This is a genomic window from uncultured Succinatimonas sp., assembly GCF_905203285.1.
GTDB lineage: Bacteria > Pseudomonadota > Gammaproteobacteria > Enterobacterales > Succinivibrionaceae > Succinatimonas.
Map to the genome: position 1 here is coordinate 1 of NZ_CAJKVK010000030.1, position 20,991 is coordinate 20,991.

Here is a 20,991-nt window from a genome sequence, read left to right on the forward strand (position 1 = left end):
ATATAAATAATATGTTAATTTAGTAGTACTAGGATCCAAGCTTTAAATCATCTTACATACAAGGATTTTTGATGTTTTTACATAAAAAGAAAAGAGATATGTACGTTTATGGAAAACAGATGGAACGGCTTGGTTATAAGATGGTTTTTACTTTACAGATTGTTAATCTCTGGAAGTAAATTACGCTGAATTTTGAGTATTTGAGATTTTTCTGTAGTTAAAGTTTTTGATGGTGGTTTTTAGGTAATAAAAAAGCACGTACCTAGATTGATACGTGCTTTTGTCAATTATAGGGAAGTCTTATTATTAGATTACGCCTTGAGCGATCATTGCGTCTGCAACCTTACGGAAGCCTGCAATGTTTGCACCTAATACGAGGTTGCCCGGGACACCGAACTCTTTAGCGGTTTCATCAGCATTCAAGAAGATGTTCTTCATGATGTTAAAGAGTTTGCCGTCAACTTCCTCGAAGGTCCAAGCAGTCATGCCTGCATTCTGCTCCATTTCAAGCTGAGAAGTGGCAACACCACCGGCGTTAGCGGCTTTTGCAGGACCATAAGCAATACCTGAGGCTAAGAATGCGTTGATAGCGTCAATTGATGAAGGCATGTTAGCACCTTCGGCAACGCACTTGCAGCCGTTCTTAAGGAGGGTCTTGGCATCTTCAACGTTAACTTCGTTCTGAGTTGCGCAAGGGAATGCTGCATCGCACGGAACAGTCCAGACATAGTGGAGTCCTGCCGGGTAATCAGCAACTGCAACGTATTTTGCAGTAGGAACAAGCTCAGCGTAACGAGTTAATGAAGCACGTTCAACTTCTTTAACCTGCTTTAATACGTCAATCTTGATACCGTTAGGATCGTAAATAGCACCGCGGGAATCAGAAACGGTAACAGGAGTTGCACCAACCTGATAGAGTTTTTCGCAGCAGTAAATTGCAACGTTGCCTGCACCTGAAACGGCACACTTTTTGCCTTCAAGGCTGTCGCCGCGTGCTTTTAACATTTCCTGAGCAAAATAAACGGTACCGTAACCGGTAGCTTCAGTACGGGCAAGTGAACCGCCGAAGTTCAAAGGCTTACCGGTTAAGATGCCTTCATATTTGGTGGTAAGACGCTTGTACATGCCGTAAAGGTAGCCGATTTCACGGCCGCCGACACCGATGTCACCTGCAGGAACGTCAATGGTGGCGCCGATGTAGCGATGGAGCTGGAGCATGAAAGCTTGGCAGAAACGCATAACTTCGTTGTCTGACTTGCCTTTAGGATCGAAATCAGAGCCGCCCTTGGCACCGCCGATAGGAGTACCGGTTAAGGAATTCTTAAAGATCTGCTCAAAGCCTAAGAATTTTAAAACGCCTTCGTTTACAGTCGGATGGAAGCGTAAGCCGCCCTTGTAAGGACCGATGGCAGAGTTAAACTGTACACGATAGCCGCGGTTTACTTGGATCTGTCCTTTGTCGTCAATCCACTCAACGCGGAAAGAGAAAGTTCTTTCAGGCTCAACGATGCGCTCTAAGATCTTATTCTTTTCATAAGCGGGATTTTTATCCAAAGCCGGCTGAAGGGTGGTAAGAACTTCCTGAACTGCCTGTAAGAATTCAGGCTGATATGAGTAACGTTGGGATAGATTATCGAACACCTGTTGCGAATAGGACATTTTTATCTCCTTTAAGACAATGATCCTTTTAAAAATCGGTGGGTATAATTTACAAATACTTTTACTTTGGTGCAATTAAAAAGCAGTTTTTAGCATAAAAAGTGCAAAAAAATCGCTTTTTTGCTTTACTTTGGATCGATAAAGCATTGTTTTGGTGCGTAGAGTTTTTATGGTTTAACCAATTGTTCTATGCTATTATTTGATAGATTTCTCTTTAAATTCAATATGTTGTCTTGTTTGATTTGAAAATTAATTAATTTGCGTTCTATTGTGCACCGTTTTGATTTTCTTAACTTTATATATGTATACATTTCTTTAAAACGGCTTAGTTATGCTTATTTATTAAGATTTAACCGTATTTTTAAAAGGTTACAAAGGTATTGCACTTAAAAGATGCATGAGCTTTGCGAACCTTACAAAAATCTTTCTACGCATTAAAATGGTGAAAGTTTAATAAGGAGTTAGTCAATGACCGATTACACCAGTATGGCAAACGGCGGTTTGCCGCGTATTTCACCATATCAGGCAGGTAAACCTATTGAAGAAGTTCAAAGAGAGTTAGGTCTTAGCGAAGTAATTAAGCTTGCCTCAAATGAAAATCCTTTTGGCATGAGTAAAAAAGCTGTTGCAAAATGCGCTGAAGCCTTAAACTCAAGCCATGTTTACCCCGATTCAAACGGTTATTATTTAAAACAGAAGCTTTTTGAAAAGTTCGGTTACGATCCTAAAACCATTACTTTAGGTGACGGTTCTAATGAACTTATTAATCTTATTTTCCAGACTTTTATTAATAATAAGGTTAATGTTGTTATTCCGGCTTATTCGTTTGTCGTTTATCCGATGGAAGCAACTGTTGCCGATGCTCAAGTAAAGACAATTCCGCTCAAGGATTGGGTAATTGATTTGGATGCAGTATATGATGCAATAGATTCAAATACCCGTATGGTAGTGTTGGCAAATCCTGCTAACCCGACGGGTACTGCAGTAAATATTAAGAAGCTTAAGGAATTCGTTAAAAAAGTTCCGCACGAAACTTTGGTCGTAATAGATGAAGCTTATAACGAGTATCAAAAAGAAGAAGACTTTGATGATACCGCTAAGTGGATTAAAGAGTGTCCGAACCTTATCGTCAGCAGAACTTTCTCAAAAGCATACGGACTTGCCGGGCTTCGTATCGGATATATGGTATCCAATGAGGAAATTGCTTCTTTAGTTAATCGTCTGCGTGCTCCTTTTAATGTTAACGCCATTGCTCTTACTGCAGCTATCGAGGCTTTGGATGATACTGATCATCTTAAGATGGTGGTGGCAGAAAACGCTAAAGAAAGAGATCGCTATGTGAAATATTGCGAAGATCATCATTTATATATGATCCCTTCACAGGCTAATTTCGTAAGTATTGATTTTAAGCGTGATGCTTTCCCGATTTATGACGCTCTTTTACATCGCGGCGTCATCGTAAGACCGCTTAAAGGCTATAAGCTTGATACTATCTTGCGTATTTCAATCGGTACGCATGATGAAAATACCAAACTGTTTAAAGCTCTTGACGAGATCCTTGAAAGTTTGAAATAGTATCAAAGACGTAAATTGAATAAGCCTTTATCTCAGAGTTAGTTAAACAAATGGAAACATTGCATCTAAATAAGAAAAGTAAAATCTCAGGAAGTATTACTTTACCGGGATCAAAAAGTTTATCTAATCGCGCTTTGCTGCTTTCTGCAGTAGCTAAAGGAACTACGCGTTTACATAATCTTTTACGCTCTGACGACACTTCCCGTATGATTGATGCGCTAAAAGCATTAGGTGTCAATTTATACGAAGACGGGGACGCAATGGTCGTCGAAGGAATCGGTTCTGCTTTTAAATGCGATGCTGAAAAAAGAATTGTTCTTGATTTAGGCAACGCAGGCACAGCGATGCGTCCCTTGTGTGCAATGCTTTCCATTTCTGAAGGCTGCTTTGAGCTTACAGGTGAGGTCAGAATGATGGAAAGGCCTATAGGACCTTTAAGTGAGGCCTTAAAATCACTGGGTCTTTCTATTGAATATCTTAATAACCCCGGTTTTCCGCCGCTTTTAATTCACGGAAGCCAGGTAAAAAATCATGAAGTGCATGTTGACGGTAGCACTTCAAGTCAGTTTATTTCAGCTTTGTTAATGGCTGCTCCTTTATGCGGAGGATTGACCATTAGAGTTGACGGTGATCTGATTTCAAAGCCTTACGTCGATTTGACTATTGCCCTTATTGAAAAATTCGGTGCCAAAGTTACCCGTCAGGGATATCGCAGTTTTACAGTGGCTGCAGGAGATTATGTTTCACCTGTTGATTATCTTGTCGAAGGCGATGCTTCAGGTGCTACTTATTTTTGTGCTGCTGCGGCAATTGCCGGAGAAATTACCGTTAACGGTATCGGTGAAGAGTCGACTCAAGGCGATATCAATTTTTTAAAAGTCCTTGAAATGATGGGGGCAAAAGTAGAGCGTTTTAAGTCTTGCGTTAAAGTTTATAAAGCTCCAGAGCTTTTAGGCATAGATATTGATATGAACAATATGCCTGATGCCGCTATGACTTTAGTTCCGATGGCTTTATATACTAAAGGAAAGGTTCGTATCACGAATATCGCAAGTTGGCGCGTAAAAGAAACCGATCGCATTGCCGCGATGGTAAAAGAAATGTCCAAGCTTGGAGTAAAGGTTAATTCAGGTGAGGATTTTATCGAGATTGATGCGTCAGTGCGCAATCAGGATGAAGTAACGTTTGATACTTATAATGATCATCGCATGGCGATGAGTATGTCTTTAGCGGTTTTTGATCGTGATATCAATATTAACGATCCTGAATGTACCAAAAAGACTTTCCCGGATTATTTCGGGCTGTTTTCTAAAGTTTGTGAGTAAATCAATTTACCTAAAGGTTGTTAATTGATGGAAATTGATGATAATCAGCTTATTAAAATGCAGGAGAAGATGGCTTGGCTTGAAGATCTCCTGGAAAGAAGCGGAAAAGAAATAGCAGCACTTGAAGATAAGGTGTCAAAGCTTGAACGAGATATGAGAATTTTATCCTCAAAAATTGCCGAGCCTTCAGCCGTTCGTGATTTGAAGGATGAAACTCCGCCTCCTCATTATTAAAATCGAACCCTGCTTTGCAGGGTTCAACGCATAAAATCAAAGATAAAGCATTTACTGTTTTTGTCTTAATGTATCAAGGCATTCAGGCGCCATCATTCTTAACGGAATTAATATTGAGTCTTTTAATTCACATACTCCGATAAAAATTCCTTCACACCGTACTTGCATCGGTCCATCAGTTTGTTCAGGTAAAACCGCATTTTTAAGATTTGGGCCTTGTCTTACGCCATGGGTTAAAGGCTCTGCCATATTATAAGGAAGAGAAAGCAGAGGAAGATTGTTAACGGCTAGATCAAGCGGATATAAGAGTTTATCAAGTTCTGTAAAATCTGTTGGGTTTTCTCTGCTGTCAGCAAGTTCTTGAAGTTTTTCAAGGCTTATCATGCTGTTTTCAGGGAGACCTTCTACGTAAGTTCTACGAAGCATCGTGACATAAGCACCGCAGCCTAGAGCTTCTCCGATATCGGAAATTAAAGTACGAATATAGGTACCTTTTGAACAAAAGACTTCTACGGTGAAAGAGTCATCTGTGGTTTCAATAAGTTTTATTGAGTAAATTTCAATTTCACGCTTAGGTATTTCTACATCTTTACCTTGACGGGCATATTTATATAAAGGTTTACCGTCAACTTTTACCGCAGAATAAATTGGAGGTACTTGAGTTATTTTGCCCGTAAATTGCAATAACGTTTCATGTAAACGCGAAAAAGCATCACCGATAGGACGCTCGGCAACGATTTCTCCTTCGCGATCGCAGGTTGTCGTGGTTTTGCCAAGCAATCCGGTTGCTATATATTTTTTCTTTCCTTCTAAAAAATAAGAAGAGAATTTTGCCGCTTCACCAAGGCATATAGGAAGAAGTCCTGACGCTAAAGGATCAAGGGATCCGGTATGTCCGCCTTTTAAAGCGCGATAAATACCGCGTGCCTTAACTAAAGCGCCTGATGATGATATTCCTTTAGGTTTATCTAAAAGTAAGATCCCTGAGATATTACGTTTGGGAACAAAAGGGCGTTTGATTTTCGGTTGAGGTTTAGGATGAAATTCAGTGATGGGCATGTCAATCAATATGGATGATTAATAAAAAGTGACGAAATTTTACCAGTTTTATTTTAATTTTGTTAGGAAAGATGAAAATTAAACATCATTTGTCATGATTATTGTTTTGGTTACATATTTCAAAAATTTCCCCGCATAATTTGATATCCCCATCTCTGTCAGAAAGAGTTTATCAAACAGAGTGGGGATAGTTTATAAGGCGGGGAAAAGTTAATTAAAAATGTTTTAATTGATTATTTTTGTAAGATTTTTATCTTTTTTAACTTATCACAAGCTTCCCTTAAAACATCTGAACGCTTAGCAAAATGGAAACGAATATAACGGGAACAGCCGTCTTTAAAGAAGCTTGAGCCAGGAACCGCTCCTAATTTTACTTTTTTAGCAAGATCCATACAGAATTCATAGTCACTTTCATAACCGAATTCTGAAATATCCACCATTACAAAGTAGGTTCCTTGCGGAGTAAAGAATTTAAGACCAGCATCGCAAAGTCCGTTTAAGAATTGATCGCGCATTGCAGTGTAATGTTTTTGCAGATCTTTGTAATATTCGTCATTAAATTTTAAAGCAGTTACTGCTGCTTCCTGTAGCGGGGCGGCGGCACCTACTGTTAAAAAGTCATGAACTTTTCTAACTCTATCTGCAACATCCGCCGGTGCTAGCACATAGCCTAAGCGCCATCCCGTGATTGAATATGTTTTTGATAATGAGTTGCAGATAATGGTTCTTTCACGCATTCCGGGCAATGAAGCAATGTAGCAGTGCTCATACGGAGCGTAAACGATATGCTCATATACTTCATCGGTAATGACGAAAGCATCGTATTTTTTGATTATTGCACTGATACGAAGTAATTCTTCTTGGGTGAATACTTTGCCGCACGGATTAGACGGATTGCAGAGAATTAATGCCTTAGCTCCGTCTTTAAAGGCTTGCTCAAGTTCTGCATCATTAAAATCAAAAGAAGGCTCGTGCAGCGGAATGTAAATAGGCGTTGCTCCGCATAAAATTGCATCGGCACCGTAGTTTTCATAAAAGGGTGAAAAAATCGCAACTTTATCACTGTCATTTAATGTCGCAAGAACCGAGGCAAGCATTGCCTCAGTTGAGCCGCAGGTTACGGTGATTTCACTTTGAGGATCGTAACTTAGCCCTGAAAAATGTTCGACTTTTTGAGATAGGGCTTTTCTAAAATTATCAGCTCCCCAGGTTATTGCATATTGATGCGGCCCCTTAAATGCCGTATCTTCAAGTTTTGCAAGAAGATCATAAGGAGGATTAAAGTCAGGAAATCCCTGAGAAAGGTTTAAAGCTCCGTATTCGTTACAAATACGAGTCATGCGTCTTATCACTGAATCTTCAAAAACTGCGCTTTTTTTACTTAAACTAATCATTTTTTATCCTTAATTATTAAACTGCATAGCCGTCATGCGGATTTAAAAGTCCTTTAGGGTCAAAAGCTGCTTTTACTGCTCGCATAAGAGCAATAGTTTCAGGGGCTGTATGATTTAAGAAATAACGGCGTTTTGATTTTCCTATTCCGTGTTCAGCAGCCGTAAGTCCGCCTAACTCATAAACATTGTTGTAAATTTCATCAAGAAGATGCTGTAAAACTTCAGGCCATTTATCTACCGGTATTTCATCTTTAATGATGCATAAATGAACGTTTCCGTCTCCGGCATGTCCGAAAGATAAGATACGCACACCTTCTTTTTGCGACAGTTTATTAACAAAGTCGACAAAATCAGCTACTTTGCTTAGCGGTACAACGGTATCAACAGGTTCCCAAATACCGCTTGCCTGTACTGCTTTGGCAAGAGCGGCTCTGATTTCCCAAACATTGCCGCTTACTTTAGGATCGGTTAGTGCAATGAAGTCAAGGCATTGATTGTTTAATTCTTTCTTTGCAATATCAAAAGCCTCAAGTACATCCTTTTCATTGCCGTCAAAGGTAACTATTAAATAAGCTTCAGCTTCGGGGCAGGGAAACTCTTTAGATAAATAGTTTTCACCAATAGCAATTACTTTACGCTCAACAAACTCAATTGCCGTAGGCTTTAAGCTCATGGCAAAAAGTGTAGGCAAGGCATCCAGGGCTTTACGCAAGCTTGTGAAGGCAAGCAGTGCGCTTTGTGTATATGCAGGCTTTGGTATCAATTTAAGTCTTGCTTTGGTTACGACTCCAAGTGTTCCTTCAGAGCCTATTACAAGATGTTTAAGATTAAGTCCGGTACTGTCTTTTATCGTGTCAGCGCCAAGCTTTAGGATATTTCCTTGCGGAGTGACGAATTCAAGTTCGCGTATATAGTCACGGGTTACTCCGTATTTAACAGCGCGCATTCCGCCGGCGTTAGTTGAAATATTACCGCCGATGGTTGCTTCTTTTTCAGCAGGATCAGGCGGATAGAACCAGCCTTTGCTTTCAACGAAGTTTTGCAGATCGCAAAGTTTTACGCCGCAGCCAACTTCAATACTTTGATTAAATTCATCAATCTGACCGATTTCTTTTATATTTGAAACATCAAGAATTAAGCCGCCTTCAGGAACTGTGGAAGCCACAAGATTGGTTCCTGCACCGCGGATAACTATGTTAACATCGTTTTCATAAGCAAGTTTTAATGCGGCAGCTACGTCCTCGGTTGATTCAGCTTTGACTAAAACATCAGCATTGCCCTGAATAGCACCGACATAATCGGATAAGTATTTTTTATCAAAAACAAGTTCTACTTTTTTGCCAAGCTTATCTTTTATAAGCTGTATGAATTTTTCCATGTTTGTCTCCTTAAAAAATCCGTTTAATGACTTAATTTTTTGGCGATGAAATCACCAAGCCATTGTGAAAACTGAACGATTGCGACTAAAAGAATGATGATAAAAAGCATTACTCCGCTTTCATATCGGTAATATCCGTATTGAATGGCAAGATTACCGATGCCGCCACCGCCGACCATGCCGGCCATTGCCGAAAAACCGATAAGTGAAATAATGGTTACGGTAAGAGCACGAATTAATCCCGGTGCCGCTTCTACTAAAAGAACGTCCTTAACGATTAAATAAGTAGATGCGCCTTGTGCGACACTTGCTTCAAGCACGCCTTCATCTACTTCAAGAAGTGAGCTTTCGACAAGACGTGCCAAAAAAGCGATAGCACAGATACTAAGCGGAACCGCTGCGGCTATAGGTCCTATCTTGGTACCGGTAATAAAAAATGTCAGCGGCAGAGTAAAAACAATAAGAATAATAAAAGGTATGGAGCGGACGATATTGATAAAACCGCCTAATACCTGATACAGCACAGGACGTGGTGTGAAGTATTTGCTTTTGCAGGTAAAAAGCGTAAAACCTAAAATGACGCCGACAATACTTGAAATTACGACGGAAATTATCATCATTTCAAGAGTTTCCCATAAGGCTTTGCCAAGCTCTCTGCCTAAAATATCCAAAGTTGCTTCAAGCATGATTAATTCTCCTTATAAGTGAGGCGGTCAAGCCTTGCCTGGGTTTTAATGAAATTGATTGCGGCAGTGCGTTTTTCTTCGTTGCCATGAATTCCGATAACCAGAATTCCTAAAGGTTTACCGCTTATATATTCAATTTTTCCTCCGACTATAGGAACTTGCACTTCAAAATCGCGGGATACTTTGGAAATTAAAGGTTCATAAGCGTTATTGCCCGAATAGGTGATGACAAAAAGCTCTTTTTCATGAATGAATACTTCAGGAGGAAGTTCTAAATGCCATGAACTTGAGACAAGGCTTTTGGTGATTTCGTGCTGCGGATTGGCAAAAACATCGTAGCAAAGACCTTGCTCAATAATTTTTCCTGAATCCATGACCGCTATTTTGTCAAATAGGGTTCTCGCAACTTCCATCTGATGAGTGATGAAAAGCACGGTGATAGGGTAGTGCGACTTTATTTCCTTTAAAGTATTTAAAACTTCTTTGGTGTTGTTCGGATCAAGAGCTGATGTCGCTTCATCGCACAATAAAATTTTAGGTTCATTGGCAAGTGCTCTTGCAATAGCCACACGCTGTTTTTGACCTCCGGATAAGTCAGAAGGAAATAATGCAGCTTTATCTTTAAGTCCGACCCGTTCAAGCCAAAACAGAGCTTTATTTTTGATTTCTTCTTTAGGTGTTCCGGCAGCCTTTAAGGCAAAGCAGACGTTATCTAGCACCGATGAATTTTTAATCAAGTTAAAGTGCTGGAAAATCATGCCGATCTTAAGACGGGTTTGTCTTAATTCTTTATCGTTTAATGCTGTAATTTCGGTTCCTTCGAAAAACACCTTTCCTAACGTAGGTCTTTGCAGCAGGTTAACGGTTCGCACCAGAGTGCTTTTGCCGGCCCCTGATGGGCCGACAATTCCGAAAAAGTCACCTTCATTTATGGTCAAAGATGCGTCTTTTACGGCATAGGTATCGTTAAATTGAACCGATACTTTTTCTAAGCTAAGGATTGGTTCAGCCATTATTTGTCTCCGGTATTTGCATCAGAGGTTTCTTTATTGAAGTTTTGCCACCAGTCCGGGCGGGTAAAACCTGCATAGTAGGAGTCGCCGTTGATGCGCGAAACGAAGTTTTCTGAACGGACCAAATCTTTAAGCAGAGCACCGATGTCATTTACATGATCGTTTTGGACTGTAACGACGTTTAAAATTGACGGTGCTACTTTTTCAACGCCTAAAGCTTTGGTGTAGTCAAGATTTGCTGCTATCGCATAATTGCCGGGGACAAGTCCGATGCCGATACTGTCAAAACTTCTTGATATTTGAGCGGCTTCCATGACGACAAATTCAAGATTTAACGGGTTGTCTTTTACATCTGATACGTTAATTTTGTTTTCGTCGGCAAGATTGTCTTTAAGAGTTATAAGACCGATATCCTGAAGTAAACGCAGTGAGCGAGCCAGATTGACTGCATCTGTTGCAATAGCTACTGATGAGCCCGGAGTGATTTCATCAATTTTTGAAAATTTGTCTGAAAATACGCCCATGCCTAAAGTCGGTACGGCGGTTACTGAGGGAAGTTTTAATCCTTGGTTTTTAACGATAGCGTCAAGGTAAGCCTGATGCTGCATTAAATTGGCATCAATCTCTCCGCTGTCTAATGCCTGATCAGGCTGCACGTAGTCGGTAAATTCAATTATCTTGAGCTCATATCCTTTGTCTTTTAAGCTCTCGGTAATTGTGTCCTGAAGCATTTTTCCGTAAGGTCCCGGACATACACCAACGGTAAGTTCTTTTAGTCCGGTTTCAGTTTTTGTAGTTTGTTTGTCAGCACTATCATCATTACAGGCTGTTATGCTTAAAACAGCTGCGGCAAGTAATAAAAATTTAGATTTTAATAACATACAATTCACCTATGGATACAATAATTTTGACGAAAATCAATTAGTTAAAAATTAAAGTTGGTAAAATTAGACTTATTTAAAGCAGAAAATCCAAATACACTACGGGTGCGATGAATTATTTAACTTTAAACAAGAAAAAAGGGTGTCTTAGTGAGACATTCGCATGGACATAGCCATGGAAGAGAGAGAAGAGGCGTTAAAAGAGGCAGTAACGGTAAGAGTGTTTATTGAAGAATTTAAGGACGTAATCAGCGTTTGCTGCTTTACCCTTAAATTACTTGGTTGATGTGTTACAAACATAATGTTTTCCTTTTGTGAAAATCTATATTTTTAAACTACAGTAAAGCATTTAAATCTGTCAATGAGAGTTTTGATAAACGTGATAAATGTTTTAAAACTGATCATTTTTTTGATAAAAACGATCACAAATAGAGCAATTTTGCGTGCTTAAAGCCAATAGTGAGTTTGTTTTAAGCTTATTAAAGCATAAACAATTTGTTTATAAGCCTTATGTCTGAATTATCCCAACTCTGTGTAAGTGTCTTCCTAATCCGCTCTTAATGCAGTTTTACCTTCAATAAAAAAGTGATGTCAGAGCTCTTGACTGATGTATCTCTAACATAGCGTATATCATGTGTTGTAGTTTTATTTTTTTATGTGATTGTGCAAAAAGGATATTATGGAGGTAAATGATTTCATTTTCACTTAACTAGATAGTCCAAACTCAATGTAAAATGTTTTTGTACAGTAAAGGAAATAGGTATTTTTATGGCAGACACCGAGCTTGTAGATATTGTTAATGAGAATAATGAAGTAATTGATACAGTGCTTAGAAAAGAAATGCGTCAAAAACATCTTCCGCATCGGGCAAGTTATATCGCATATTGTGACAGACAAAATCGTTTTTTAGTCGAAGTAAGGACTTTAACTAAAGATTATGCCCCAGGGCTTCTTGATGCTTGTATCGGCGGTGTTATTGATTCCGGAGAGTATTTTGCAAAAGCTGCGCGCCGTGAGCTTTTAGAGGAAGTAGGTGTTGATAGCACTAAGATAGATTTTTACGATCTGGGCTTTGAAAAAATTCCTTCAGGAGATTTGTTTCTCTATGGCTATTTATGTTTTGCCAAAGGTGACGCTATTACCGTAAGGCAGGAAAGTGAAGTTTCAGGAATTTTGTACTTAAAAGAAGAAGAGCTTTTGAAACTTGAAAATTGCTGTGTGCCTGATTCTTTTTATGCTTTTAAAAAGATTCTGGAAAAGGCTAGGGAACAGGGATATTACAAGTAGTTAGAGTATTTCCTCTCAAGAGTTTTTCTTGAGAGGATGAAATTAAAGCCAGCCTTTTTTTCTAAAGAAAAGGTAGGTAGCTCCTGCTGACAAGATCATCATGCCGATTGACAAAGGGTAGCCAAAACGCCAATCAAGTTCCGGCATAAACTTAAAGTTCATTCCGTATAAGCTTGCAATCCAAGTGGGAGGCATGAACACTACCGCGGCAACGGAGAAGATTTTGATGATTTTGTTTTGTTTGTGATTGGTATAACCCATCGTTGCTTCAAGCTGGAAATTGATTTTATTAGCAAGGAATTGGGTATGCGGCAAAATTGATTCAATGTCGTTTAACATTTCATCAATATTGCGGTTTTGTCTGTCATCAAGAGATGACTCAAAAGTCTTTTTGATAAAGCGTAAAGCTCTACGGCTATCGTACAAAGCCTGCAAAATCTGACCGTTTAATTCTTCCTGACGGACCAGCTCTTCAAGGTTTTCCTCAACATGTCCTTCTTCAATGATGGTGTCTGCAGTTTCATCCAAAGTACTGTACGCATCCTCAATCATATCGGATAGCTGATCGACTTTTAAATCCTGGAGGCTTAAAAGAATATCAAGAGCTGATCTGATGTTGGCTTTACCGTGGCGAATGTAATAACGCAAAAGTCGAACAATGGAAACATCATCTTCACGGAAAGACAACAGTAAGTTTTTCCTCATGGTAAAAGACATATTGACGCCGCGAGTATCGTTGGCAAGGCGCTGAGGAAATAAGGATAAAATATGTACGCCGTCAGGACCTACTCTAAAACGTGAAGATGATTCAATGTCATCCATTTCATCTTCATCAGGAACGTCTTCAATTAACAGTTTTTCAAGCCATTGGCGTTCTTCGTCGTCAGGTTGGTTAACATCAAGCCAAATGGTGTTGGTTGGTAAGGTTGATCCGGCTGCAAGAGACACTAATTTGAGGGTGTCATCATCATTTAAAAGGCAAGCATTGATCATTATTATTCTCTCCCGTTCACAGCTTTAAGCTGGTATAGATTGCGGCAGAATGATCTGCACGGGACGTACTTTTATGAGTACGCATCGGGCGCTAAAGCGCGCCTGTATTTTTTCACAAAAAGAACTTAAATTCCAGAAAAATTCTCAAAATCGAATAAAAAACTGAAGAAAAATTTTGTTAAATGAGGTTTTACAAAAGCTTAACAATTCTATGAATTTATTAAAAATTTTTAAGATTAGTGTTAAATCTGATAAAGATATGAAGTACAAAACGCACTTTAGCTGACGGTTTTTAAAGGTTTATCTGTTAAAATGTAAAGTTGGTAAATATTGATATCACTCAATATATATCAATTAAGTAGTGCAAATTTAGGTTTTCCTATGTTCGAATCCATCTTTTTAATATTGGTGGTTTTTCTGCTCATTTTGGCTGCCATTGATTTGTTCGTTGGCGTTTCAAATGACGCGGTAAACTTTTTAAATTCAGCTGTAGGCTCCCGCATCGCTCCTCTTAAAGTCGTTATGATTGTCGCCTCTTTAGGCGTCCTTTTTGGAGCTACTTTCTCGTCAGGAATGATGGAAGTTGCAAGAAGCGGAGTTTTTCATCCGGAGCTTTTCACCTTTAAAGAAGTAATGATTATTTTTATGGCGGTAATGCTTGCGGATGTGTTGCTTCTTAATATTTTTAACTCATTAGGCTTGCCCACATCTACGACGGTTTCAATTGTTTTTGATCTCTTGGGAGCATCGGTGTGTGCGGCTTTTTATAAAATCTACGTTTCGGATGGCTCTTTTACAGAAATTTTTAATTACATCAAATCTGATAAAACGATAACGATTATTTCGGCAATTTTGGTTTCGGTTGTTGTTGCGTTTGTTTCCGGAGCTTTAATTCAGTTTATCTGCCGTTTGTTATTTACTTTCAGATTTAAGAATACCTATAAGTATTTAGGCGGTTTGTTCTCCGGCTTTTCAATTACAGCAATCATTTATTTCTTGGTTATGAAGGGCGCTAAAGGCGCTTCTTTCATGAAACCTGAATATATTGAATTTATTGAAAATCATACTTCAAGCATTTTATGGATCTGTTTTATCGGTTTTACCGTTTTTAGTCAGATTCTGGTACTTGTTAAATTTAATGTTTTCAAAATAATCATCCTTTCAGGAACATTTGCTTTAGCATTTTCTTTTGCCGGAAACGATCTTGTAAACTTCATCGGTGTTCCTCTTGCCGCTCTTGACAGTTATCAGACTTGGACAGCCTCAGGTCAAGGTGCTACCAGCTTAATGATGGATTCTTTAAATGAGAATTCTCATACCGCAACTATTTTCCTGCTGCTTGCCGGCATCATTATGGTTGTTACCTTATATACGTCAAAAAAAGCTCATCGCGTTATACAAACTTCAATAAACCTTTCAAGTTCAACCAAAGGTGAGCATGAGCAGTTCGGCGCTTCAACACCGGGTCGTGTTGTTACCCGTTTCGGTCTGGGAATCTCAAGAGCTGTTAGTACTATAATGCCGCAAAGCGTTTCTCGCTTTATTGCATATCGTTATAGAAAAGCTCCGGTTGTAAAGGGTGAAGTTCCTCTGCCGTTTGATTATGTCCGAGCTTCGGTTAATTTGGTTATAGCTGCAGTTTTAATTTCTTCTGCTACTTCATTAAAGCTGCCGTTGTCTACCACTTATGTAACTTTCATGGTGGCAATGGGCTCTTCTTTTGCCGACGGTGCTTGGGATAGAGAAAGCGCGGTATATAGAATTTCCGGTGTTATAACCGTTATCGCCGGATGGTTCTTGACCGGAATTTGTGCTTTTACCGTAAGTTTTCTCGTGTGCTTGCTTTTAAATTCTTTCTTTATTCCTGCCTCAGTAATCTTAATGCTGATTGTCGTTATGATTATTGTCCGCACCAACTTTATGAAAGAAAAGACCACTGAAACCGTAGCATTGGTTATTGAAGCTAAAGGTGACAATAAAAAGATTATGGAAGCAGTTTCAGGTGCTGTTCCCGTATTCTTTGATCTGCAGGTTGAATGCATGCGTCGTACTTTTGAGAACTTCTTTGAAGATAATGAGTTCAAATTGCGAAAAGCACGCAATAAAGCATCCAATGTGCTTTATCAGATCTCAAAAGAGCGTAGTGAATATTACACGATGGCGCTTGATAAGAAGCAGGATGGAAATGCCGGTACCGTTGATGCGAAGCACTTCTTCTATTTGGCATTTTCTAATATGCGTGAGGCTGCTAAATCAATTCGTTATGCAATTGATCAGGCAGTAACTCATGTTGCTAACCGACATACTATTTTCGGCGGCGAAATGAAGAACAGTCTTCTTGATCTCTTTAAGCGAGTTGAGAAGATTAGTCAGGATATGCACGTTATTGCCGTTAACCCATCTGCACAAAATGTCGAACTTTTGATTAAGCATACCAAGAAGCTTAATCGTGACATTGACAGATCACAGATGGACTTGGTTAATTTAATCGGCAGACAGCATGTTTCCATGCATTCGTCTGAAATGTACTTAACCTTCCTGCAGTCTCTTCGTGATTTGGCTAACCGCTACGCTGCAGTAGCAATGCAGGAGAGAGCCTTATATCAGATTGTTGTAGGGTCTCCCGTTGATACTACGGTAAATTCGGCTCAGATGCAGTCTCAGGTTATTCCTGCTGCGATTGCAACCGATAATGAAGAGGTTGTTTCAAGCTCGGCTCCTGTAGAAGATGCAGAGAGTTTTTCTGATGGAGCAGAGAAAGCCGAGGAAATTGAGAAAGAAGCAATTAATAAAAAAGAAGATTAGCTTTAAAATTTAAAACCTCAATTCGCAAAGGGCACTTAAGTTGAAAAATTTAGGTGCCTTTTTCTTTTCCTGACTCACACTGCTTCAAAATAAAAAATGTGCTATTCGTCGCACTACCATACTAGAATACTACCGTTTGATAAAAAAAACATTCATAATAAAAACATTAGTTTTACAGAACTCTTACGCATCTATACTGCGTAGTAAAGTTTTAACCGGGAGAACACACATCATGATGCACATGACCATGCGCTGGTACGGACCTGACCAGGATAAGATTACTTTAAAACAGATTCGCCAAGTTCCGGGAATGGAAGGCGTAATTACCGCTTTACATGAAATTCCGGCTGGCGAAGCTTGGCCTGAAGAGAAGGTTCGTGAAAGAAAGGCTATTGTTGAAAAAGCCGGTCTTAAGCTCATGGGGATCGAGAGTATCAATGTTCATGAGGACATTAAATACGGCGGGAAAAATCGTGACGAACTTATTGATAATTATATTAAATCACTTGAAGCTGTCGGTAAAAACGACATTCATATGGTTTGCTACAATTTCATGCCGGTCTTTGACTGGACCCGTACTGATTTGGCTTTGCCGCTGCCTGACGGTTCAACAGCTTTGGCTTATGACGGTAAAATCATTGAGGGTTTAACTGCCGAAGAAATGTTTGATCGCATCGCAAACGCATCAAACGGATTTGAAATGCCGGGTTGGGAGTTAAACCGCCGCGATGAAATCACTGCTCAAATCAAGAAGTTTGAAGGTATGACCGGTGATGAATTGCGTGCCAATTACAAGTACTTCCTTGATGCAATTATGCCTACTTGCGAGAAATATAACATTAAGATGGGCGTTCATCCTGATGATCCTTCATATGATTTGTTCGGTTTACCGCGTATTTGCAAGTGTGAAGAGGATTTAGTCAAGATTGCTGAAATGAATTCAAGTCCGTGCAACGGATTCTCACTTTGCACCGGCTCTCTTGGCAGCAATCCTAACAACAATCTGCCTAAGATCATTCGCAATCCTAAGATTGCTCCGCGCATTTACTTTGCTCATGTCCGTAATGTCCTTTATACCGGTGATCATCAATTCCATGAAAGCTCACATGTTTCACATACCGGATCACTTGATCTTTATGAAATCATGAAGGCCTTAATTGAGGTTGGATTCAACGGACTTATCCGTCCGGATCACGGTCGTGAGATTTGGGATGAGATCGCACGCCCGGGTTACGGCTTATATGATAGAGCCTTAGGCGCTACTTACCTTATCGGTCTTGAAGAAGCGATAAGAAAGAGCAAGGGTGAAGCATATCCTAATGATATTAATTCTGTAACCGCAAAGATCTAAGAGGTTTTTATGGTAGCAGTAACATTAGAAGGCTTAAAAGATAAAGAAGGTTTTAAAAAGGCAGGGGTAACCCTGCCGGCCTTTGATGTCGCAAAAGTTCAAGAATATTCAAAAGATAATCCGGTTTGGATTCACGCAGGCCCCGGTAATATTTTCCGCGGTTTCGTAGCTTCTTTGCAGCAGACTTTATTAAATGAAGGACTGCAGCAATCGGGTATTCAGACCGTTTCTTTTCATGGTGCGGATTTAATCGATAAGATTTACAAGCCTCATGACAGCCTTACCATGGAAGTTACTTTGCTTCCTGATAAGAGCGTTGAGCTTAAGGTAATAGGCTCGGTTGTCGCAGGTTATGAAGTAAGCGGTAAAAGACCTGATGATTGCAAGACCATCCGTGAGATGTTTTGTAAAAAGAGTCTGCAGCTTTTTTCATATACCATCACTGAAAAAGGCTATGCCCTTAAAGGCATTGACGGCAACTATCTGCCGATTGTTGAAGAGGATTTTGTAAACGGTCCTGCAAAATGTCAACATGCGATGTCAATAACCGCAGCTTTGTTGTGGGAACGCTATCAAAACGGTGCATATCCTATAGCGGTCGTTTCGATGGATAATTGTTCGCACAACGGCGACAAGGTAAAAGATGCTGTTTTGACTATTGCAAAGGTTTGGCAGGAAAAGGGCTTTGTCAATAAAGGATTTATTGATTATCTTACGGATAGCAGTAAAGTTTCCTTCCCGTGGACGATGATCGATAAAATCACTCCGCGTCCAGATCCTGAAATTGTTGCGCTTTTAAAAGATCGCGGCATTATTGATATGGATCCGATTAAAACTGAGCGCGGTACTTTCATTGCTCCTTTTGTGAATGCCGAAAAACCTCAGTATTTAATTGTTGAGGACGCTTTCCCTAACGGGCGTCCTCCTCTTGAAAAAGCCGGAGTTTTGTTTACGGACAAGCAAGGTGTGGATTTATGCGAGAGAATGAAAGTTACGACTTGCTTAAATCCTCTGCATACAGCTTTGGCCGTCTACGGATGTGTCTTAGGTTATGAGCGCATCAGCGCAGAAATGGATGATGCCGATTTAGTTAAATTGATTAAGACATTAGGTTATGACGAGGGCCTTAAGGTCGTTGACGATCCTAAGATTTTAAGTCCTAAGGCATTTCTTGATGAAGTTATAAACGAGCGTCTTCCGAACAAATGTCTGCCTGATTCTCCGCAGCGTATTGCAACTGACACCTCACAGAAAGTTCCTGTGCGTTTTGGTGAGACTTTAAAGAATTATGCCAAAAAAGGTCTTGATACCGGAAAGCTTGTTGCTCTGCCTTTAGCGATAGCCGGATGGGTAAGATATCTTTTAGCTATTGATGATAACGGCAAAGAGTTTGAACTGTCAGATGATCCTTTGATCCCTGAATTAAAGAAGATCCTTTTAGGGATTAGATTCGGCGATCCGTCTTCTGTCGGGGATAAGCTTAAGCCTTTGTTGTCCAATGCATCGATTTTCGGCGTGGATCTGTATTCCATCGGCTTAGGCTCTAAGATAGAAGCGATGGTCGCGAAAATGATTCAAGGTCCGGGAGCGGTCAGAAAGACTTTACAAATGTATCTTAAATAGTTAAATTAAAAGCGGCAAACATTCAAAAGTTGCCGCTTTGTTTTTATAGTTTTTTCATCTTTTTTGATTTGTCTGCAGGCGCTAACAAAATGGCTAAGGAAAAAATAGTTTTACCTAAGTTACGTTTTTCAAGTAAGAGATCAATTAGCGGACAAATCTATGATTTTTTAAGAAAGCAAATTACTGAAACCAAGTTAAAACCCGGTACCGCTTTTTCTGAAAACGAGCTTTCCGCTCATTTTAATGTTTCAAGACAGCCTGTAAGAGAAGCCTTGATGCGCTTGAACCATGAGGGATTGTTAATTGTTATGCCGCAGCGCGGCAGTATCGTAAGCAAGATTTCAGTAAGCGGTTTAAAACAAATATGTTTCATCCGTACTTCTCTTGAGTGCGGATCGGTGTTAAAAGCCAAAGATCTTGATGATAAAACTTTTAATAAAATTTTATCTCAATTTGCAAAAAATCTTGAAAAGCAGCGTGAGTGTTTAAACGAAGAAAATACTGCAATTTTCTTAAATTTGGATGATGATTTCCATGAACTTATATGCAGTCTGTCTTTATGTCCGATGACATGGGAAGTATTGCGCAGCGTAAAAGGACACATGGATCGTATCCGTTATCTTTCTATGGGAAATGAATCTCCGATTGCGCAATTAATTTCAGAACACGAAGAGATTTTTGAAGCTTTAAAGTCTAAAAATTTTGATCACGTTGTTGAACTATTAAAACATCATTTATATGAAATTATGCAGACTCATATTTCCATTCGTGCTAAAAATAGTGAATGGTTTGAGGAAGAAGACGAGTAATTGTGTAAAACTACATTGCTTAAATTAAAAATATTTTCTGTGCGTTGATTCATTCCGGCAAAGTTTAAATATTTTAATTTTGCTAAAATGGGTTTGTCTGCTTTTGAAATTTAGTAAAAATCTATGATCGATTATTCCAAACTGCCTTTAAGCATTACTTCATTTAGCGAGTTTTGTGAAAGAAAGAAAATCTATATTGATAAAACGGATTTAGTCGCTAAGCTGGCTCAATTTGATGCTCCGATTTTTTTATCCCGTCCGCGCAGATTTGGTAAATCGACATTAGTAAGCACTTTTCATGAGCTTTTCTCAAACGGTCTTGATAAGTTTCAAGGACTTAAAATTACCACTGAAAATTTATGGAATGATAAAACCTATAAAGTAATTCATATCGACTTTTCTCAAATCAAAGAAAATACTGAAAACCGTCCCTTTGAAGATAAGTTTTATCTGCTTTTAAAATCGTCTTTTAAAGAAGCATCCCTTGCTATTGCTGAAGAAAGAGATGTTATCGCCGCCTTTGCCGATACCATAGCGGCAGAAGAAAACGGTACCTTGGTGTTGCTAATTGATGAATACGATGCACCTTTAACCGCAGTGATGGGAGATAAGGAAGAATTTGAAGCAAGGAGAGCATTGTTTTCCGAGTTTTTTTCCACGGTAAAGAGCCGTTCAAGCAAATTCCGCTTTATTTTTATCACAGGCGTGACGCGCTATTCCAATACTTCAATATTCTCTGCGTTTAATAATATTGAAGATATAAGTTTTAATCCGACCTATGGTGCTCTTGTCGGGTATACGCAGAAAGAGCTTGAGCATTATTTTAAAGATTATCTTGAAAACGCGGTAACTGAGCTTAATGAGGATTTAGGTGAAGATAAATATACCTATGATTCATTAATTGAAGCTCTAAAATTAA

At 39.3% G+C, this 20,991-nt stretch carries 18 protein-coding genes; 10 read left to right on the forward strand and 8 right to left on the reverse strand.

Annotation, left to right across the window (positions count from 1 at the left end; all coding sequences use genetic code 11):
* Nucleotides 1-306: 306 nt before the first annotated feature.
* Nucleotides 307-1,659, reverse strand: a complete 1,353-nt coding sequence (gene gdhA / locus QZ019_RS04645; protein ID WP_294565148.1) for an NADP-specific glutamate dehydrogenase — start codon at nucleotides 1,657-1,659, stop codon at nucleotides 307-309.
* 468 nt (nucleotides 1,660-2,127) lie between these two features.
* On the opposite strand from gdhA, the gene hisC reads away from it, so the two are divergent.
* Genes hisC through QZ019_RS04660 form a run of 3 tightly spaced genes read left to right on the forward strand, consistent with a single transcriptional unit; the run spans nucleotide 2,128 to nucleotide 4,793 of the window.
* Nucleotides 2,128-3,234: a histidinol-phosphate transaminase gene (gene hisC / locus QZ019_RS04650; protein WP_294565145.1), complete on the forward strand. Its 1,107-nt coding sequence runs from the start codon at nucleotides 2,128-2,130 to the stop codon at nucleotides 3,232-3,234.
* A gap of 50 nt (nucleotides 3,235-3,284) precedes the next feature.
* Nucleotides 3,285-4,559, forward strand: coding sequence for a 3-phosphoshikimate 1-carboxyvinyltransferase (aroA, locus tag QZ019_RS04655; protein ID WP_294565142.1), 1,275 nt, complete (start codon nucleotides 3,285-3,287; stop codon nucleotides 4,557-4,559).
* Nucleotides 4,560-4,586: 27 nt separating this feature from the next.
* On the forward strand, nucleotides 4,587-4,793 hold the full coding sequence (locus QZ019_RS04660; RefSeq protein WP_294565137.1) for a SlyX family protein: 207 nt from the start codon (nucleotides 4,587-4,589) through the stop codon (nucleotides 4,791-4,793).
* A 51-nt stretch (nucleotides 4,794-4,844) separates the two neighbouring features.
* On the opposite strand, the gene truB is transcribed toward QZ019_RS04660, so the two are convergent.
* From truB to QZ019_RS04690, 6 genes are all read right to left on the reverse strand, one after another.
* The gene (gene truB, locus QZ019_RS04665) at nucleotides 4,845-5,852 is read right to left on the reverse strand and encodes a tRNA pseudouridine(55) synthase TruB (protein WP_294565135.1); all 1,008 of its coding nucleotides are present in this window, start codon (nucleotides 5,850-5,852) and stop codon (nucleotides 4,845-4,847) included.
* A gap of 233 nt (nucleotides 5,853-6,085) precedes the next feature.
* On the reverse strand, nucleotides 6,086-7,246 hold the full coding sequence (locus tag QZ019_RS04670; protein WP_295482740.1) for an aminotransferase class I/II-fold pyridoxal phosphate-dependent enzyme: 1,161 nt from the start codon (nucleotides 7,244-7,246) through the stop codon (nucleotides 6,086-6,088).
* A gap of 16 nt (nucleotides 7,247-7,262) precedes the next feature.
* Nucleotides 7,263-8,624 carry an FAD-binding oxidoreductase gene (locus tag QZ019_RS04675; protein WP_295482742.1) on the reverse strand — a complete coding sequence of 454 codons (1,362 nt, stop codon included), beginning with the start codon at nucleotides 8,622-8,624 and terminating at the stop codon, nucleotides 7,263-7,265.
* A gap of 23 nt (nucleotides 8,625-8,647) precedes the next feature.
* Nucleotides 8,648-9,310 (reverse strand): methionine ABC transporter permease, encoded by a 663-nt coding sequence (locus QZ019_RS04680; RefSeq protein ID WP_295482743.1) that lies wholly within the window; start codon nucleotides 9,308-9,310, stop codon nucleotides 8,648-8,650.
* A 2-nt stretch (nucleotides 9,311-9,312) separates the two neighbouring features.
* The gene (locus tag QZ019_RS04685; protein ID WP_295482746.1) at nucleotides 9,313-10,323 is read right to left on the reverse strand and encodes a methionine ABC transporter ATP-binding protein; all 1,011 of its coding nucleotides are present in this window, start codon (nucleotides 10,321-10,323) and stop codon (nucleotides 9,313-9,315) included.
* A complete protein-coding gene (locus QZ019_RS04690; RefSeq protein ID WP_295482748.1) occupies nucleotides 10,323-11,204 on the reverse strand; it encodes a MetQ/NlpA family ABC transporter substrate-binding protein in 882 nt (293 codons plus the stop codon). The genes QZ019_RS04685 and QZ019_RS04690 overlap by 1 nt, the downstream gene beginning before the upstream one ends.
* A gap of 163 nt (nucleotides 11,205-11,367) precedes the next feature.
* On the opposite strand from QZ019_RS04690, the gene QZ019_RS04695 reads away from it, so the two are divergent.
* Entirely contained in the window at nucleotides 11,368-11,490 is a 123-nt protein-coding gene (locus QZ019_RS04695) for a hypothetical protein (protein ID WP_295482750.1), read from the forward strand.
* Nucleotides 11,491-11,972: 482 nt separating this feature from the next.
* Nucleotides 11,973-12,491, forward strand: coding sequence for an NUDIX domain-containing protein (locus tag QZ019_RS04700; protein ID WP_295482751.1), 519 nt, complete (start codon nucleotides 11,973-11,975; stop codon nucleotides 12,489-12,491).
* 42 nt (nucleotides 12,492-12,533) lie between these two features.
* Here QZ019_RS04700 and corA read toward each other — a convergent pair whose 3' ends face one another.
* Nucleotides 12,534-13,484, reverse strand: coding sequence for a magnesium/cobalt transporter CorA (corA, locus tag QZ019_RS04705; RefSeq protein WP_294565113.1), 951 nt, complete (start codon nucleotides 13,482-13,484; stop codon nucleotides 12,534-12,536).
* A 381-nt stretch (nucleotides 13,485-13,865) separates the two neighbouring features.
* On the opposite strand from corA, the gene QZ019_RS04710 reads away from it, so the two are divergent.
* The 5 genes from QZ019_RS04710 to QZ019_RS04730 all read left to right on the forward strand — a co-directional run.
* Nucleotides 13,866-16,289 carry an inorganic phosphate transporter gene (locus QZ019_RS04710; protein ID WP_294565111.1) on the forward strand — a complete coding sequence of 808 codons (2,424 nt, stop codon included), beginning with the start codon at nucleotides 13,866-13,868 and terminating at the stop codon, nucleotides 16,287-16,289.
* A 232-nt stretch (nucleotides 16,290-16,521) separates the two neighbouring features.
* Complete coding sequence (locus QZ019_RS04715; RefSeq protein ID WP_294565108.1) at nucleotides 16,522-17,640, forward strand: mannonate dehydratase; 1,119 nt, start codon at nucleotides 16,522-16,524, stop codon at nucleotides 17,638-17,640.
* 9 nt (nucleotides 17,641-17,649) lie between these two features.
* Nucleotides 17,650-19,263, forward strand: a complete 1,614-nt coding sequence (locus QZ019_RS04720; protein WP_295482755.1) for a mannitol dehydrogenase family protein — start codon at nucleotides 17,650-17,652, stop codon at nucleotides 19,261-19,263.
* An 89-nt stretch (nucleotides 19,264-19,352) separates the two neighbouring features.
* The gene (locus tag QZ019_RS04725) at nucleotides 19,353-20,072 is read left to right on the forward strand and encodes a GntR family transcriptional regulator (protein WP_294565097.1); all 720 of its coding nucleotides are present in this window, start codon (nucleotides 19,353-19,355) and stop codon (nucleotides 20,070-20,072) included.
* 123 nt (nucleotides 20,073-20,195) lie between these two features.
* Nucleotides 20,196-20,991, forward strand: a 796-nt coding sequence (locus tag QZ019_RS04730) for an AAA family ATPase (protein WP_295482757.1), incomplete at its 3' end; no start/stop codon positions are given.